We start from the raw sequence: 16,395 nt of genomic DNA on the forward strand, positions 1-16,395 counted from the left end.
CTATCTCCGTTGAACAAGTACTGGAGCACTCTCCAGATACGTAATTACACTTTCACTATCTATATCAGATTGAATAAAGAAAACGCGTCCCCCTATATTAGACCCTAATTCTTTCATATTAGGAAGTCGATGGTATACGCCATTACAAGCAACATAGCCTACTGTATAATCTGGATCATCAGACCAGCATAATTCACCAACAATACCATCTGCGGATTGAACCTTAGAGGCCAATACTAAAGCCTCTCTCATATGTTCATTATCGCCTAATGCATGAGAGTCAAAGGAGTCCATGTGACTCACACGCACCCCACGATTGCCTGTATCTAAACGCACACCAGTAATAGCATCTACTAACATAGCGCCGCGCATGGATCTATCTAAACTTTTTAACATAGAAATAGCTTTGTGAACAGCCGTCTTATTAATAACAGGACCATCTAATAGTTCAGTCGCTAATTGATGGGATTCAGAAATACTACTAGTTTTATGTTCCTCTACCTTTAGACAGTCAATATATCTAATCTTCTCTGGTGGGATTAAATCTACAGTAATATTGATAAAATCAGCTGTTCCTTTACTGTGATGCAGTGCGCGTTCAGCTAAAGATTGTGCTATACTACCAACTTCGTCTAATTTTACAATACGTTCTGCCCCAGAAATATGGTGGCCCCCTTTTTCATGGGGACCACCTTGTGCTGCACGCATGCGTACACTATATAATTCAGCCATTATGACACCTTCCCTTTAACAAGATCATTTTGAGGTACTTGGCTATGAATTTTACGGAATACTTTCACAAATACTGGTGCCATAATAACCGTGAAAATCATGCCAGGCACTGCTAATGCAACCATAGGTAATGCAGCCTTACCGATATATACAGACAAGGTCAATCGCGCTAATGCAGATGCAATCGGGCCAGAAATCATAATACCTATCATATGATTGTGGCACATCCAAAGGATTAACCCTACGATAAGTCTAAATTGCATAGCAATCATAACATTCAAAATAGTTTGTGTACCTAGTGCTAAACCGATTAAACTAGATAGACATCCGCTAATAATATATTTCTTAAATCCGAATACGGCACATATGGCTACCGCCAATGGAGCTGACAGTTGAAACTCTATACCTGGAATGACATTAGGTATTTTAATAGCACCTAATACAGTAATCATGGCCGTTAAAATAGCAACCTCTGTAATGTACCGAATATTCTGATTCATGATGTTTCTCCTCTACTTAGAAAATGTCAACCACAAACACCACTCTTTGTTTACATTATAATTTCAATATACATATTTATCAACTAAAAACACAAGATAAATTAACAAATATCACAAAAAAATCGAGCCATTATGACTCGATCTTTTTATTTTAATATTTTTGTTGTTCTTTAAGTCTCTTAGCAATATCTCGCTTAGCATCGCGCTCTGCCATATCTTGACGCTTATCATATAACTTTTTACCAGTTACAAGGCCTACAGTTACCTTTACATAACCATGGCTAAAATGGAAATTGAGCGGCACTAAAGAGAACCCCTTTTCTTTAACTTGAGCATGCAATTTATTGATTTCAGATTTATGCATCAATAATTTACGGGTCCGTTCAGGTTCATGATTAAAACGATTACCTTGTTCGTATGGGCTGATATGAACACCATACAACAAGAGTTCACCTTTATCAATGCGACAAAAGCTATCCTTTAGGTTCAATTTGCCTTGACGTATGGATTTAATTTCAGTACCTGTCAACGCAATACCAGCTTCATAGGTTTCATGAATATTAAAATCATGACGGGCCTTACGATTATCAGCAATAAGAGATGGACTAGATTGTTTTGCCATATATACCTCTATCGTTTACGTTTACTTTTAGATTTCTTAGATTGATTGCGCTTAGTCGTTTTATTAGACTTCTTACGACTTGATTTACCTTTGTTAGATTTTTTACTGAAAGTATCATATCTAGAATGGCCAGATTTACTGCTATCACGTCGGGAAGATTTTTTACTAGATTTGCCCGAAGATTTACGACCTTTGCCCGAAGATTTACGACCTTTGCCACCATCAAAACCATCGCGACTACTTGCATAGTCAGAACCACTTCGCAATTGTTCTTGTATAGCCATTAGATTATTAACTTCACCTAGTACAAAGTCGATCTGTTTCTTTTCTACATCGGCTTTTGCTAATGTAACAGTTACCTTTTCACCTAAGTGATAGGTTTTACCTGTTCTCTTACCTACAAGCACAAAATGTTCTTCATCAAAGAAATAGTAATCATCATTCATCATGCTCATATGAACGAGACCATCGATACCATTTTCTAATTCTACAAACATCCCAAAGGATGTAATGCTAGAAATAGTTCCTTCAAAGACTTCCCCTACAAATGGAACCATATATTGTGTCTTTTTAAGATCTACTGTATCTCGTTCAGCCTCTGTAGCAACTTGTTCTTGCATAGAAGAATGTTCAACAGCTCCCGCTAAGAATGATTCGTCCACATCGCGTTTAGAATAGCCATTTTTCCAATGCATATCAGCTTTTAAAAGGCGATGAACCATTAAGTCTGGATATCGTCTAATTGGAGATGTAAAATGCGTATAGCATGTAGATGCCAAGCCAAAATGCCCTACATTGTTGATGCTATATTTCGCCTGTTGCATAGAACGCAAGGTCATAATTTGAGCCACTTGCTCAATATCTTGACCCTTTACTACATCTAAGATTTTTTGGAAATCTCGTGGTGTTACACCATCAGTACTGAGAACTAGGTTTTGACCTAAATAATTAAGAACTTTTTGGAATAAATCTAGTTTTTCCTCACTAGGATTCTCATGTATACGATATACCGATGTACGGTGTGTATGCTCCAAATGTGTAGCCACTGTTTCATTGGCAATGAGCATACATTCTTCAATAAGTCGTTCCGCCATGGTACGATCTCGTTTTACGATGCGCAACGGTGTACCATCATGATCAAGTAATACCTTATACTCAGGGAAATCAAAGTCTAAAGCACCTCTACGGCGACGCATTGTATTAAGAATTTTAGAGATTTCAGCTAACTCACGAAGCATCGGCATAAAGTCATGTAAGTCATGAGGAATAATATTTTCCTCTAAGGCCTTATAGATCTCTTTATAGCTGCAACGACGACCTACGTGAATAATAGAAGGTCGTATACGATAATTTACAACCTTACCAGTATGATCAATTTCCATCATACACGTCATAGCGTAACGATCTTCATGAGCATTTAAACTACAAATGCCATTAGACAAAACCTCAGGTAGCATCGGTACTACTCTGTCAACTAAATATACAGATGTTCCCCGTTTATAAGCCTCATTATCAATAGGCTGCCCAGATGTTACATAATGACTAACATCTGCAATATGTACACCTAATTCATAATTACCATTTGGCAATTTACGACCACTCACAGCATCGTCTAAATCCTTTGCATCTTCCCCATCAATGGTAACCATTTGTATATCACGAAGATCCCAACGAGCAGGATCGTCATGAATGACGGTATCAAATTTTTTGCTAGCTTTAATGACATCGTCTGGAAAACTAAATGGAATCTTATGATTCGCCATGATGCAATTAATATCGAGGCCTACATCGCCTTTATAGCCAAGAATTTCCGTAATAATACCTTCTGGCTTCTTCTCGCCTTCCGGCCATTTTATAATTTTGACTAGTACCTTTGCACCACTACGAGCATCTAATGTATTTTTTAAATCTACGAAGATATCAGTCCCTATCCGTTCATCATCAGGGATAACAAAGCCAAAGTGTTGTTGTCGGTCATAAGTACCCACTACAGTTTCATTAGCTCGTTCAATAACATCAACGATAATGCCTTCTCGTTTATGCTTTGTATAATTAGAAGGTATGACGCGAACGCGAACCTTGTCATTATGCATGGCAGTACCTTTATTTTGTTCTGCTACATATATATCTTCATCTTCAGGCATAATGACAAAGCCAAAAGACTTACGATAGCCCTTATAAATACCTTCATATTCTTCATGTTGTTGCTCTGCATATTGATATACATCAGGTCGTGAAGATATTAATACCCCTTCTCGAGCAAGCATTTTTGCAGAACGAATAAACATCTCAAGATCTTTACCACCACGGATGTGGTTATCCATGGCCGCATCTTCAATATGATATGCATGTGGTTGTATAGATTTATAAAAGTCTAATACTTTCTTCTTCAAATTTTCACCTCCTCATTTGATAAAAAGAAAAAGCCTGCAAAGCAGGCTTTCATCATTAGAATTGATTAATCATTGCCCCTAACACTAAGCTCAACACAGCAAAGATAATCCCCAATATAATCGTACATTTAGATAAGAAAGCGTCTAAACCGCGTTGCTTACCACCAAAAGAAGAGTCCGCCGCACCAGATACAGCACCGCCCATGCCTGCGTTTTTGCTATTCTGTGCAACAACTACTACGATTAATAAAATAGATACGATTACTTCTACAATCATTAAAAAATTTGTCACGACTGTCATCCTTCCTGTGTGGCTCTTGGAGAGTCCAAAACCCGATGTTCTAAATACTTCTCTAATTTACGTTTAACCCTTTGTAACGCATTGTCTATAGATTTGACACTGCGATCTGTGACCTCAGCCATTTCTTGGTAAGAACGTCCATCTAGGTATCCTTCCAAGACCTCCCACTCGAGTTCACTTAAAATATGACCAATATTGCGCTCAATATCATCCAATTCCTCTTGGCTGATAATAAGATCCTCAGGATTAGTAACCTTTGCTGAGGATAGCATCTCGATCAACGTACGCTCTGATTCCTCTGTATATACTGGTTTATTTAACGATACATAAGAGTTCAAAGGCGCATGTTTTTGTCTAGTAGCCGACTTAATAGCCGTAATAATCTGTCTAGTTATACAAAGCTCTGCAAAAGCTCTAAAGGACGCCAATTTATCATGTTTAAAATCTCGCGTAGCCTTATATAGGCCAATCATCCCTTCTTGAATGATATCCTCACGATCAGCGCCTACCAAAAAGTAAGAACGCGCCTTTGCACGAACAAAGTTTTTATATTTATTAACAATATAATCGATTGCAAACTCATTTTGCTCTTCTTGAGCTATGACCACAACTTGCTCATCGGTCATTTCTTTGAAATTGTAATCGGGCTTGCGTGTATGAATTGTGTTCATATGCTCCTCCTTACAATTGAGCAGAAAAACCAATATATTCATTATACTGGAACTATATGTGATTTTCAACTATCAATGGCCACGCCGTAATTTCTCTAGCTTTTCAGCTACTTCAGGAGATAATAACCCTCCTACTTCATTACGTCGCAAGCTAAATTGATCTCGTCTATGTTCATGAGCGTATTGTAGTCGTTCCTCTTCCTTAGCTATGCGAATCATATTTTGTAATTCTCGAGCTGGAATGCGCAAGCCTCCAGATCCAAGAATTTGATTTTGTTCAGCTCCATCAGAGGTCACAACATATACATTGGTGTATTTACCTTTTCGCAAAAACACCTCTCGCTCAATAAAGGAATCCGCCGTTTCCCCGTCCTCAGTATACACTTCGAGGAATCCACTCGTAATAGCCTCTACAGAACCGCCAGATTTTGTATATTTACCATCAAATACAAGGATAACTTCATAACCCTTGAATTTTCCGTAATTCAACAATCTATCTCGAAGCTCCATACGGGCATGTTCTAATGATTCATGAGCGAGTTTCTTTAGATGCGTCCAGGCGAATATCACATTATATCCGTCTACAATTAAGATATCTTTTAGCATAATTATTTCGCTTGGCGCTGACGCACAGCTTCATACATAAGAACTGCAGCCGCCACAGATGCATTCAAAGAATTTAAATTTCCATACATAGGAATGGTAACAAGGAAATCACATGCGTCTTTCACAACGCGGCTAATGCCCTTTCCTTCGTTACCAATGACGATAACAGTAGGGATTGTCATATCCGCCTCATATAAAGTGCGATCCCCTTCCATATGAGCACCCATAACCCAAAATCCTTGTTTTTGAAGTTGTTTAATGGTTTGAGCTACATTTCCAACCTGCACTAGTGGAATTTGTTCAATAGCACCGGCTGATGTTTTAGCCACTGTCGCATTAATAGGGGCATTATGTCGCTTCGGAATAAGTACCGCTGTAGCACCTACACATTCAGCAGTACGGATGATAGCCCCCATGTTATGAGGATCCTCAACGCCATCTGTTAAAATAAGCAAAGGTACTTCATGATTCGTCTCTTGTAGCACTTCACCTAGTTCTTTAAATTGAACGGCAGAAACAAGAGCTATAACACCTTGATGTGGTACCTCTAAATCATATTTATTCATTTGTTTGATAGGCGTTGGACGCACTTCAATACCTTGAGATTTAGCAAGACCAACAATATCAGCTAGACCAGTTTTAACCTTATCTTCACTGACCAAAATGCGTTGAATAGAGCGGCCGCTTTTAAGGGCCTCTTTAACTGCATTGCGACCTACAATATAATTATCCATACTACATACCTCGTAGAGTTATTGAAAAGGCTTGCTTCATAACATCTTGTAATCGCTCATCTTGACGCGTTTCATAAAGAAATCCCAGTACTGCTTCAAAGGCGGTACTACTACGATATTCTTGAACTGAACTGCTTTTCGGTACATTTACATTACTATTTCTAGCACGTCGTGCAATAGCTTGTTCTTGTTCTGTAAAAGTATTCTCTATTTCTAGCAATACCTTCGCTTGTGACTTAGCGCAAATAAACTCAGTAACAATTGTATGCAACACTTGCACCTTCGTTATATTCATTTGTACCACTCGTTCACGCACATACATGGAGTATACTGCATCACCAATATAGGCAAGCATAACTGCATCTGTACTAAGGCATTCCTCTATAGTTCGTTTACGCAAACGAAGCGGCTCTTGTTCAAGAGCCGTCAACTTTTTTATCGCTTCATTCTTTAAGAATTGAAATTGTTTAAACTTCACGTTTTTTCCACCGTGCACCTTGAGGAGAATCCTCAATAGTAATACCGATTTCAGCCAAACGATCGCGGATACAATCAGCTAGTGCCCATTGTTTTTGATCACGACACGCTTGACGTACAGACAAGATAACCTGCATTAATTCTTCATATTCAGCAGCATTGGCACCTGTGTTGCCTTCCCATGCTTTTTCAAGAATACCAATAACCTCTGTCATGAACTTGAAAATACGTTTAACTTCAGCAATTGCTTCTTGGCAAACAACGCCTTCACGGCCTGTCACAGCTTGGTAATAGATATTGATTTCTTTAGCAAGACCAAACATGCTAGATGTAGCTAAAGCAGTATTGAAATCATCACTCATTGCTGCTTCGAATTCTTCTTCGTACTCTTTAGCTTTTTCTAATAAATGTTGAGCCTCATCACAAGGACCTGGTTCACATTTTTCAAGGTACAATAGATTTTCAATAGCAGTGCTTAAACGTTCTAAGGATTTATTTGCTTCTTCTAAACGTTCATCAGAGAAATCTAAAGGACTGCGATAATGTGTGCTCAACAAGAAGTAGCGCAATGCATCTGGACTATATTGTTCTAAAATATCTTTTACCAAGAAGAAGTTATTCAATGATTTAGACATTTTTTCAGAATTAATAGTGATGAAACCATTATGTAACCAATAGCGTACAGATGGATGTTGACCAGAGCAGCCTTCAGATTGAGCAATTTCATTTTCATGATGTGGGAAGATCAAATCACTACCACCACCATGGAAGTCAAATTCTGTACCTAAGTACTTTTGGCTCATGGCAGAACATTCAATATGCCAACCTGGACGGCCATTACCCCAAGGGCTTTCCCAATATGGTTCGCCTGGTTTTGCTGCTTTCCATAATGCAAAATCCATAGGGTTTTTCTTACGGCCATCAACTTCGATACGAGCACCTGCTTCCATATCATCTAATGTACGGCCAGATAACTCACCATAATGTTCAAATTTATCAACGCTATAATATACATCGCCATCGAGTTCATAAGCATAGCCTTTTTCGATCAATGTAGAAATCATAGCGATAATGTCTTCGATATGTGTAGAAACACGAGGATAAATATCAGCACGTTGTACACCAAGTGCATCCATTACTTCAAAATAGCTATCAATATAACGGTTTGCAATAGTATCCCAAGATACACCTTCACCATTAGATGTATTGATGATCTTATCGTCTACATCAGTAAAGTTTTGTACATATGTTACTTTATAGCCTACATGTTTCATGTAGCGACGAATTACGTCCCATGTTACGAATGGACGTGCATTGCCAATATGAGGATGGTTATATGGTGTAACACCACATACGTACATCTTTGCCTCACCTGGTGTTACAGGATTAAACACCTCTTTTTGGCGCGTCATAGTATTATAAACTGTAATTTCTCTCATCGTTACCGATGCCTCCATGTTCATAAAATAAAAAAGACCCCTCATCTCATACAGAGACGATGGTCCGCGGTTCCACTCTGTTAGGTACCAATGTAGTACCCACTCATCGCATAACGGCGCGTCACCGGACAAACCTACCTATAATCGGAGTGTCAGCTCGTGAATGCATTTCGTCTACCTATCCTTGAACCCTCCCACCATCGGTTCTCGCTAAAAAGTTAGTTGTAGAGTACTTCTTTCAGTCTCAGCTTTTACTATTAAATCTATATTTAGATATATAAATATTGTATCAATTATCCTATAGAATGTCAATGAGAACAAGAAAATCCTCACCTTTCAACATATCCTGCTAGCCTATGATACATGCGTATTTCGACTATATAATTTGAAAGATGAGGACGAAGTATTACCTATTAAGCATTTTCTAATTTTTCTTGATCATCATGTTTACGGCAAATACCTGCAAAGATAGATCCTGTAAAGTTATGGATGATAGAGAACACTGCACCCGCTACTGCTGCTTGAGGTGTAAAGTGTTTAAGTGCTAAAGATACGGATAATGCAGAGTTTTGCATTGCCACTTCAATTTGCATGGCACGACGAGATGAAATATCGATGCTAAGAGCCTTACAAATGAAGTAAGTTACTACGTAACCACTCACATTTTGTACCAAGCAAGCTACGAAGATGATGAAACCAGTTTCAGCAATTTGTTTTTGGTTTACTGCAGTTACAGCTGCCAAAATAAGTAATACTGCAATAGCCGCAATTGTTGGGCATACATCTTTAACTGGTTCGATTTTGGAACCGATGAAGTAATTCAATACGATACCCAAGATGATTGGTACCAATACAATTTTTACGATAGAAATAAACATCGGCATAAATTGAATTTCAATGGAAGATGTAGCACCTGCATAGAGTACAACGAATAAAGGTGTCAAAATCGGAGCCAACAATGTAGAAACAGTTGTTGCAGATACAGATAAAGGAACATTACCATTCGCAAGGAATGTCATAACATTAGACGCTGTACCGCCAGGACATGCACCTAACAAAATAAAGCCGATACCAATTTCCGGAGGGAAATTAAAGATAAGAGCAACTAAGAAACCTGCCAATGGCATCCATAAGAATTGGATAACAGATACAAGAATAACCTTCATTGGTTGCTTAAATACATCAAGGAAAACTTGCGCTGTTAATGTTAACCCCATGGCAAACATAACAAATTGAAGCATGTACGCAATGTACGGCGTCATCCAAGAAAATACAGTCGGTAATAAATACGCTAACACTGCCATCAATAGCACGATCCATGAAAGATAGCTATTGAATAAGTGGTTAAGAGAACGAATAATACTCATAAAAGCACTCACTTTCATAATAAATAAAAATAAAAGACGCCGATAATTATAGCAAATCTGTACATTATATACAATAAAAGCCCTCACACCATCGGTGTGAGAGCCTTTCAAAGCCGATTCTTTCATGACAGCCTTGATAATTATTTTTAAATTTTTCGTGTAGAAGTAAATTAAGCCAATGTATTAAAGAAAGTACTTAGAACTATATATAACTTAGTACCAACTAGAAATATATTAAATCAAATAAACCGAAACCAATTTACATAATAAAATTAAAAATAATAACTACAAAAAATCTACTAGTGACAACTATAAAAATCAAATTATACATACAAAAATAGCGTTAATTATTTTTAACTCGACAAAGATTAGTTAAGCCATCAATATACCACCTAGTAAAGCGAAACTAAATACTTATACATAATGTAAGCTGTCATCAATAATTATTTTATCATAACCACTAATCCCCTTATCAAGAATACCAGCTACAATAGAAAACTATTAAACGTGGTAAAAAAGAAAATTCAACAAAAGTACTCTTTAATAAATATAATCGCTTATATATGAAGTTCTTTCAGTATAGAACTTTTTAAATTCATTTGCTATCTCAACTGGCAAATTTTTTTCTAGTTTCTCATTAAAATTATAATATATAGGATTCCCAAAAACCATCAAATAAAGTAAATCATCTTTATCAAAAACTTCATATGTAATCCAACCTTCAGATCTATTAATCTGATTACAAATATTAATATACATAAATTCATCTGCAGCATCTAAATCTAATTTTCTTAAATAACAAAAATTAATAGACAAATCCTTTTTATAAAGAATAACAGCCGCCAACATATCACTAATATATGTATTATTAAATATAATCATACACATATCATTGTACTCATAAAATTCCTTTATATTTAATGATTTAATATCAGTAAATATGCTACTATTCCTATAAAGTTGATAAAAGAAATCTTTAGCATTCTGATATAGTATATTAGAGCATTTATAACCTACAGATGATGTTTTTTTATGAGTCTCTGTTGTTAAATTTAAATTTTCATACATACGATTAAAAAGAAGCGCCTTTTTTTTGTTTAAAGCATCCCATCTAGCCTCTTCACTTAATTGAAAATCATTTAGCTCTACAAGTAAATTACATACCTCTTCCAAACTCTTAGTAATAGTTTTCTCAAAATCATAATATTCGATATTATTGCAAAAAGATATTCCTATCGGACAAAAATATGTGGCTTTTTTTTCTCCTATACCTTGATAGTAACCTGAATCATATCCCTTATTAATTACACAGGAATCAGAAAGACCTTTTAAATAATTGATAAAACTCTTATCTTCAGTAACATTAATAAAGTCTAAGTTATTTAATACCCATTGAAATGATAAAAATGCCAAAATCTTTGGAACTTGATAGGTGCGAGAATTATTATAAACTAAAATATTTAATCTAGGATATCTAAAATTCATAAAGTCTGGTAAATTTAAATTTATGACATCTGATTTATAGTATTCATAGTTTCTATTTGAGCAATCTGAATTATAATTCTCATAACGATCATCATACATAACACCAACTTCAGATTCTGCATCAAAATGTATCATATTATCATCTAAATCTTCATCATCAGACCAATTAGGTACATAGTCATCTCTATCATCATATTTGTCTATAGTATAAGAAGATGATTTTATGTTTTGAAATGGAAATTGATCATCTATATAATTATCACCTATACTATCTTTAAAATTATTTTTATCAGTAAGAATCCTAATCTTCTTTGCATTACTTAAATTATGAAGAATGGCTTGTCTAACACAAATTTTAATTTTATCATAAGAATCTAATTTTTTACCATCTTTAAGAGTAATATCTACATTCTGATTATAAAAACTTAATCGTTTTTCTTTTGAATTAAAATTACTATTACATTCAAAGTATTTAAGTAATTCATCATATTTACGAACTGTTCTTAACTTCTGTTCTAGCTTTTTTAGTTCTTTATTTTCAATTTTCAGTTGTTTATAACACTCATCAACATCAGTGATAATAACGCTTTTTCTGTCATTAACACACTTTATGGTTTGAAGATCCTCCTTATTTTGAACGATTCTTGCTATTGCATCTAATTCCATAAAATCATTATCATTTAAACATAAAGTTCGAATAGTATTATAAAGCATTTTATTTTTCTTTATGAGTTCTTTATTCTTTTTTATGGATTCTTTGTACTCTTTGTGTATCCTAGTGCTTTCCTTATAATTCTGTGATTTATTTTCTAAATTCTTTTTGTCTATCTTAGTATTTTCCCTGTAATACTGTAGATTGTTTTCTAACTTTTGTGATGTATATCTATTTTTATCTTTTTCTTTATTATTAGGTTCATTTTTAGAATCTAATTTTAAATTAATATCTCGCCCTTTTATATTCACAATAATTATAATTAGAAAAATCAAAAATATAATTAAAGCAATTTTATCCCCCAAATGATACATTTATGCATCCCCCATGCAACACATAACCAAATATATCAAAGATATTATATTACTATACACATCATATTTTAAACTAAAAAAATGATATGAATTTAATTATCTAATCTTATAAAGTTAAATATATTAGATTAGATAATTACATAGCAACAAAATATATATTTAAATATATAACTAATTATTTTTATTTATTGATAAATATAATACGTCCTTAGTATTTTGAGATAATTGAGTTGATTCTTGCCACTGTTTATAACAAGATATCCTATATAGACATTCCTCTTTTCCTAATAACGTAATAATATTATTCAAATCTGGGCCATGCATAGTACCAGTAAGTACAATTCGAATAGGCATAAACACTAGTTTTCCTTTAAAACCTGTTGATTTAACTACAGACTTTATAGCGCCTTTAACAGATTCTGGAGTTATTGTACTCAATTTATATAATTCGTCAGAAAAAGAGTCTAAAACTATTGATGTAGAATCCATTTTTAATATTTCATCCAATTCATAATCCAATGTAGAATTCAATAGATTATAATCAAAACGGATTTTATTATAATCAAATATATCTACATACTCTTTAATTTGAGCCCCATAACTAATATGATCACGGAATGTAGTACAAAATAATGTTAACCGATCAAAATCTGCTTGATTCAAGCTATCTGGAGCTAAGCCAACCTCTTTCAAATGTGGTAAGCATAGATGGAATAACTCTTCATCGCTCAAGTTTTTCATATAATGGAAATTGATGTGGTTTAATTTATCGATATCAAATACAGCTGGGTTCTTAGCAACGCGATCCATGGAGAAGGCTTGAATCAATTCATCTTGTGTAAAGAACTCTTCTTCCCCTTCTGGAGCCCAACCAAGAAGCGCCAAGAAGTTTACAAGTGCTTCTGGCAAATAGCCCAATTGTTTGTATTGTTCAACAGATGTAGCACCATGGCGTTTGGACATTTTTTTGTAATCTTTGCCAAGAATCAAGGAAATGTGACCAAACTTAGGTATTTCCCAGCCTAGTGCTTCATAAATAGCCATTTGACGTGGAGTATTAGATAAATGTTCTTCTGCACGAATAACGTGAGTAATACCCATCATATGGTCATCCATTACTACGGCAAAGTTGTATACAGGAATACCATCAGATTTTACGATTACAAAGTCACCTACACCATTGGATTCAAAGGATACATGACCACGTACCATATCATCGAAAGCATATGTTTTATTCAAAGGAACGCGCAAGCGAATAGTTGGTTTACGACCTTCTGCAATATATTTAGCCTTTGTTTCTTCATCTAAGTGTTGGCAATGGCCATTATATTTAGGTGTTTCACCACGATCCATTTGTTCTTGGCGAACAGCATCTAATTCTTCAGGTGTGCAATAGCATTCATACGCTTTGCCTTCGTCCAACAAACGTTGTGTTACTTCTTTATATAAGTCAAGACGTTCTGTTTGACGGTAAGGACCATTATCGCCACCTACATCAATGCCTTCATCCCAGTTCATGCCAAGCCATTGCAAGGAAGCTTTGATATTTTCTTCACTTTCGCGGGTAGAACGAGCCAAATCTGTATCTTCAATACGCAATACAAATGTGCCTTTTTCTTTACGTGCTAATAGCCAGTTAAACAAAGCAGAACGAGCGCCACCAATGTGGAATGGACCCGTAGGGCTTGGAGCAAAACGAACTTTCATGGAACTCATGATTATACCTCTCCTTCATATACAGAAACGACAGCTTGTGCAGCAATGCCTTCGCGGCGCCCAATGGCACCAAGCATTTCATTTGTTGTCGCTTTAATACTAATACGTTCTAACGGTATTTCTAAAACAGATTGTAAATTTGCCTTCATCGTATCGATGTGTGGCTTTAACTTAGGTGTCTCTGAAATAACCATAACATCTATATTATAGGCTTGTAACCCACGTTCTTTCAATAAGGAATTAACCTTTTCTAGTAAAAGCATACTAGAAATCCCTTTATACTGGTCATCTTCAGGCGGGAAATAATATCCAATATCTCGTAAACCTGCAGCACCTAGCATGGCATCCATCAATGCATGAATGAGAACATCCGCATCGGAATGACCATCAGGACCGAGTTCAGATTCAATACGAACACCACCAAGAATACAAGGTCGACCTGCTTTTAATTGATGAATATCATAACCAAATCCAACGCGCATACGTGTATCCTCAATTCCTAAATATCGTTTAGCTACTGCAATATCATTCGGTGTTGTTACCTTTATATTACAATAGTCTCCTTCAACTATATGTACAGGTTTTCCTACGTACTCTACTAAAGATACATCATCTGTGCCAAGATACTTTGTTTCATAAGCCGCTTGATGAGCCTCTACAAACAAGTCTTTTTGAAAGCCTTGTGGCGTTTGAATTTGATATAACTCACTACGCTGTAATGTTTCCAAAACATTATGATCTGTATCAACCCGTTTAATGGTATCTGTAGCCGGAACACCTACAGTAGCTGCACCATAGAGATTAGCCGCCTCAGCTACATCACTAAACATCTTAGTAGAAGCCAAAGGTCGCGCCCCATCATGAACAAGAACTATATTGGTATCTTCTGATACAGCCTTGAGACCACAGGCTACAGAATCTTGCCGTTCTTTTCCACCCAGTACGATGTGTACGGGAACAGTTAAATCCAACTCTTGAATATGTTTTATCATATACTCTTGTTCACCATCGGCTACAACAAGAATAATCTCATTCAAACCTTCAACCTTTGCTACATTTTGTAGTGTACGCTGAATAATAGAAAATCGTCCTAAAGGTATAAATATCTTGTTTTCTTTATATCCCATGCGGCGCCCAGCACCAGCAGCGAGAACAATACAACTAATTACCTTGTCCATTTTGTCCTCCATCTACACGAGCAAAGATCATGCGACCAGCACTGGTTTGTAAGATAGATGTAACCATAACCTCTACGGTTTGACCTACATAAGGTTTACCATCTTCCACAACAATCATTGTACCATCGTCTAGATACGCAACACCTTGATGTACCTCCTTACCTTCTTTCATAATTTGCACGCGAATCCATTCACCTGCAATAAGCGCTGGTTTAAGTACATTAGCGAGCTCATTAAGATTGAGTACTTCAATACCTTGTACACGAGCTACCTTATTTAAGTTGAAATCATTAGTCATCAACTTCCATTGCTTATCTAAAGCGAGGCGCATCAATTTAGAATCAACTTCTGTAAGATCATCGTAATCATCTTCCACCACTTCAATAGCTACCTTGTTGGCATCTTGCATCTCTTTCAAAATATCGAGACCACGACGACCACGATTGCGCTTTGTAGAATCTGCAGAATCAGAAATAATTTGTAACTCATTCAACACAAAGAGTGGAACCATGAGAGGTCCTTCAATAAAGCCTGTGTTACATAGCTCTTTAATACGTCCATCAATAATAACAGATGTATCTAATAATTTTGGCGTACTAGAGGCTTTATCAGATTTATGAGTGGAGAACATTTTAAAACGACTAGTTTTTTTACTTCCATCTCCGCCCCATTGTTGTACATAATTATTGTACATTTCAGGGCCCTTACGAGCCATGATTTTAAGGCCACTATATCCAAAGATAGCACTTAAAATAATAGGAATGTAAGGTCCTATAATAGGTACTTGATTGAATGCAACACCAATTAAATTTGCAATAATAAGACCGAATAATAAACCGATGGTGCCTGCAATCAATTCTTGATTTGGAATATGAGTGAGAATACGTTCTAATCGTTTAGCAATCACTAAACCTTGTTTTAAAATGAATGAAGAAATTAAATAACCAATAATAACGCCAATTAAAGTACCAAGAATTAATACTGAAATACGTGCAATGGTCAATGACATATCCCCAAAGGACTCGAATTGAGAGACCAAATATGGGTCGATAATAGGTGCTAAGCTATCCATTCCAACATAGGCCGCTGTGCCCACAAGAATGGCTATTACATAGCGCAATATCCGATAAATCATCAAATCACCTCCT

15 protein-coding genes and 1 other annotated feature are annotated in these 16,395 nt (G+C 35.8%); all 15 genes read right to left on the minus strand.

The window, feature by feature from the left end:
* Nucleotides 1–732 (minus strand): 6-carboxyhexanoate--CoA ligase, encoded by a 732-nt coding sequence (locus VEIS1202513_RS03830; RefSeq protein WP_213467884.1) that lies wholly within the window; start codon nt 730–732, stop codon nt 1–3.
* Entirely contained in the window at nt 732–1,232 is a 501-nt protein-coding gene (locus VEIS1202513_RS03835; protein ID WP_105085681.1) for a hypothetical protein, read from the minus strand. The genes VEIS1202513_RS03830 and VEIS1202513_RS03835 overlap by 1 nt, the downstream gene beginning before the upstream one ends.
* A 151-nt stretch (nt 1,233–1,383) precedes the next feature.
* Nucleotides 1,384–1,854 carry an SsrA-binding protein SmpB gene (smpB, locus tag VEIS1202513_RS03840; protein WP_004697155.1) on the minus strand — a complete coding sequence of 157 codons (471 nt, stop codon included), beginning with the start codon at nt 1,852–1,854 and terminating at the stop codon, nt 1,384–1,386.
* An 8-nt stretch (nt 1,855–1,862) separates the two neighbouring features.
* Nucleotides 1,863–4,247, minus strand: a complete 2,385-nt coding sequence (gene rnr / locus VEIS1202513_RS03845) for a ribonuclease R (protein ID WP_213467885.1) — start codon at nt 4,245–4,247, stop codon at nt 1,863–1,865.
* A 55-nt stretch (nt 4,248–4,302) separates the two neighbouring features.
* On the minus strand, nt 4,303–4,539 hold the full coding sequence (gene secG, locus VEIS1202513_RS03850; RefSeq protein WP_004695991.1) for a preprotein translocase subunit SecG: 237 nt from the start codon (nt 4,537–4,539) through the stop codon (nt 4,303–4,305).
* A gap of 5 nt (nt 4,540–4,544) precedes the next feature.
* Nucleotides 4,545–5,219 (minus strand): RNA polymerase sporulation sigma factor SigH, encoded by a 675-nt coding sequence (sigH, locus tag VEIS1202513_RS03855; RefSeq protein ID WP_004696966.1) that lies wholly within the window; start codon nt 5,217–5,219, stop codon nt 4,545–4,547.
* 72 nt (nt 5,220–5,291) lie between these two features.
* Nucleotides 5,292–5,825: an NYN domain-containing protein gene (locus VEIS1202513_RS03860; RefSeq protein ID WP_004697429.1), complete on the minus strand. Its 534-nt coding sequence runs from the start codon at nt 5,823–5,825 to the stop codon at nt 5,292–5,294.
* A 2-nt stretch (nt 5,826–5,827) separates the two neighbouring features.
* Nucleotides 5,828–6,559, minus strand: coding sequence for a 23S rRNA (guanosine(2251)-2'-O)-methyltransferase RlmB (gene rlmB / locus VEIS1202513_RS03865; protein ID WP_213467886.1), 732 nt, complete (start codon nt 6,557–6,559; stop codon nt 5,828–5,830).
* Between the two features lies 1 nt (nt 6,560).
* The gene (locus VEIS1202513_RS03870) at nt 6,561–7,037 is read right to left on the minus strand and encodes a Mini-ribonuclease 3 (RefSeq protein ID WP_213467887.1); all 477 of its coding nucleotides are present in this window, start codon (nt 7,035–7,037) and stop codon (nt 6,561–6,563) included.
* On the minus strand, nt 7,027–8,475 hold the full coding sequence (cysS, locus tag VEIS1202513_RS03875) for a cysteine--tRNA ligase (RefSeq protein WP_060924285.1): 1,449 nt from the start codon (nt 8,473–8,475) through the stop codon (nt 7,027–7,029). The genes VEIS1202513_RS03870 and cysS overlap by 11 nt, the downstream gene beginning before the upstream one ends.
* A 49-nt stretch (nt 8,476–8,524) precedes the next feature.
* Nucleotides 8,525–8,730 (minus strand) — a binding site (T-box leader).
* Nucleotides 8,731–8,888: 158 nt separating this feature from the next.
* The gene (locus tag VEIS1202513_RS03880) at nt 8,889–9,842 is read right to left on the minus strand and encodes a bile acid:sodium symporter family protein (protein WP_244856310.1); all 954 of its coding nucleotides are present in this window, start codon (nt 9,840–9,842) and stop codon (nt 8,889–8,891) included.
* A 540-nt stretch (nt 9,843–10,382) separates the two neighbouring features.
* Complete coding sequence (locus tag VEIS1202513_RS03885; protein WP_213467889.1) at nt 10,383–12,353, minus strand: hypothetical protein; 1,971 nt, start codon at nt 12,351–12,353, stop codon at nt 10,383–10,385.
* Between the two features lie 171 nt (nt 12,354–12,524).
* Nucleotides 12,525–14,069 carry a glutamate--tRNA ligase gene (gene gltX, locus VEIS1202513_RS03890; RefSeq protein WP_213467890.1) on the minus strand — a complete coding sequence of 515 codons (1,545 nt, stop codon included), beginning with the start codon at nt 14,067–14,069 and terminating at the stop codon, nt 12,525–12,527.
* A gap of 2 nt (nt 14,070–14,071) precedes the next feature.
* Nucleotides 14,072–15,247 (minus strand): 2-C-methyl-D-erythritol 4-phosphate cytidylyltransferase, encoded by a 1,176-nt coding sequence (ispD, locus tag VEIS1202513_RS03895; protein ID WP_213467891.1) that lies wholly within the window; start codon nt 15,245–15,247, stop codon nt 14,072–14,074.
* Nucleotides 15,231–16,382 (minus strand): PIN/TRAM domain-containing protein, encoded by a 1,152-nt coding sequence (locus VEIS1202513_RS03900; RefSeq protein WP_178884862.1) that lies wholly within the window; start codon nt 16,380–16,382, stop codon nt 15,231–15,233. The genes ispD and VEIS1202513_RS03900 overlap by 17 nt, the downstream gene beginning before the upstream one ends.
* Nucleotides 16,383–16,395: the final 13 nt, after the last annotated feature.

It is taken from the genome of Veillonella orientalis (assembly GCF_018406505.1).
In the GTDB taxonomy this organism is placed as follows: domain Bacteria; phylum Bacillota; class Negativicutes; order Veillonellales; family Veillonellaceae; genus Veillonella; species Veillonella nakazawae.

What these genes read in the sequence shown, in the direction of transcription:
- VEIS1202513_RS03830 (WP_213467884.1), bottom strand. Translation starts at nt 732, where the DNA reads ATGGCTGAATTATATAGTGTACGCATGCGTGCAGCACAAGGTGGTCCC.
- VEIS1202513_RS03835 (WP_105085681.1), bottom strand. Translation starts at nt 1,232, where the DNA reads ATGAATCAGAATATTCGGTACATTACAGAGGTTGCTATTTTAACGGCC.
- smpB (WP_004697155.1), bottom strand. Translation starts at nt 1,854, where the DNA reads ATGGCAAAACAATCTAGTCCATCTCTTATTGCTGATAATCGTAAGGCC.
- sigH (WP_004696966.1), bottom strand. Translation starts at nt 5,219, where the DNA reads ATGAACACAATTCATACACGCAAGCCCGATTACAATTTCAAAGAAATG.
- VEIS1202513_RS03860 (WP_004697429.1), bottom strand. Translation starts at nt 5,825, where the DNA reads ATGCTAAAAGATATCTTAATTGTAGACGGATATAATGTGATATTCGCC.
- rlmB (WP_213467886.1), bottom strand. Translation starts at nt 6,559, where the DNA reads ATGGATAATTATATTGTAGGTCGCAATGCAGTTAAAGAGGCCCTTAAA.
- cysS (WP_060924285.1), bottom strand. Translation starts at nt 8,475, where the DNA reads ATGAGAGAAATTACAGTTTATAATACTATGACGCGCCAAAAAGAGGTG.
- VEIS1202513_RS03880 (WP_244856310.1), bottom strand. Translation starts at nt 9,842, where the DNA reads ATGAGTATTATTCGTTCTCTTAACCACTTATTCAATAGCTATCTTTCA.
- VEIS1202513_RS03885 (WP_213467889.1), bottom strand. Translation starts at nt 12,353, where the DNA reads ATGTATCATTTGGGGGATAAAATTGCTTTAATTATATTTTTGATTTTT.
- gltX (WP_213467890.1), bottom strand. Translation starts at nt 14,069, where the DNA reads ATGAGTTCCATGAAAGTTCGTTTTGCTCCAAGCCCTACGGGTCCATTC.
- ispD (WP_213467891.1), bottom strand. Translation starts at nt 15,247, where the DNA reads ATGGACAAGGTAATTAGTTGTATTGTTCTCGCTGCTGGTGCTGGGCGC.
- VEIS1202513_RS03900 (WP_178884862.1), bottom strand. Translation starts at nt 16,382, where the DNA reads ATGATTTATCGGATATTGCGCTATGTAATAGCCATTCTTGTGGGCACA.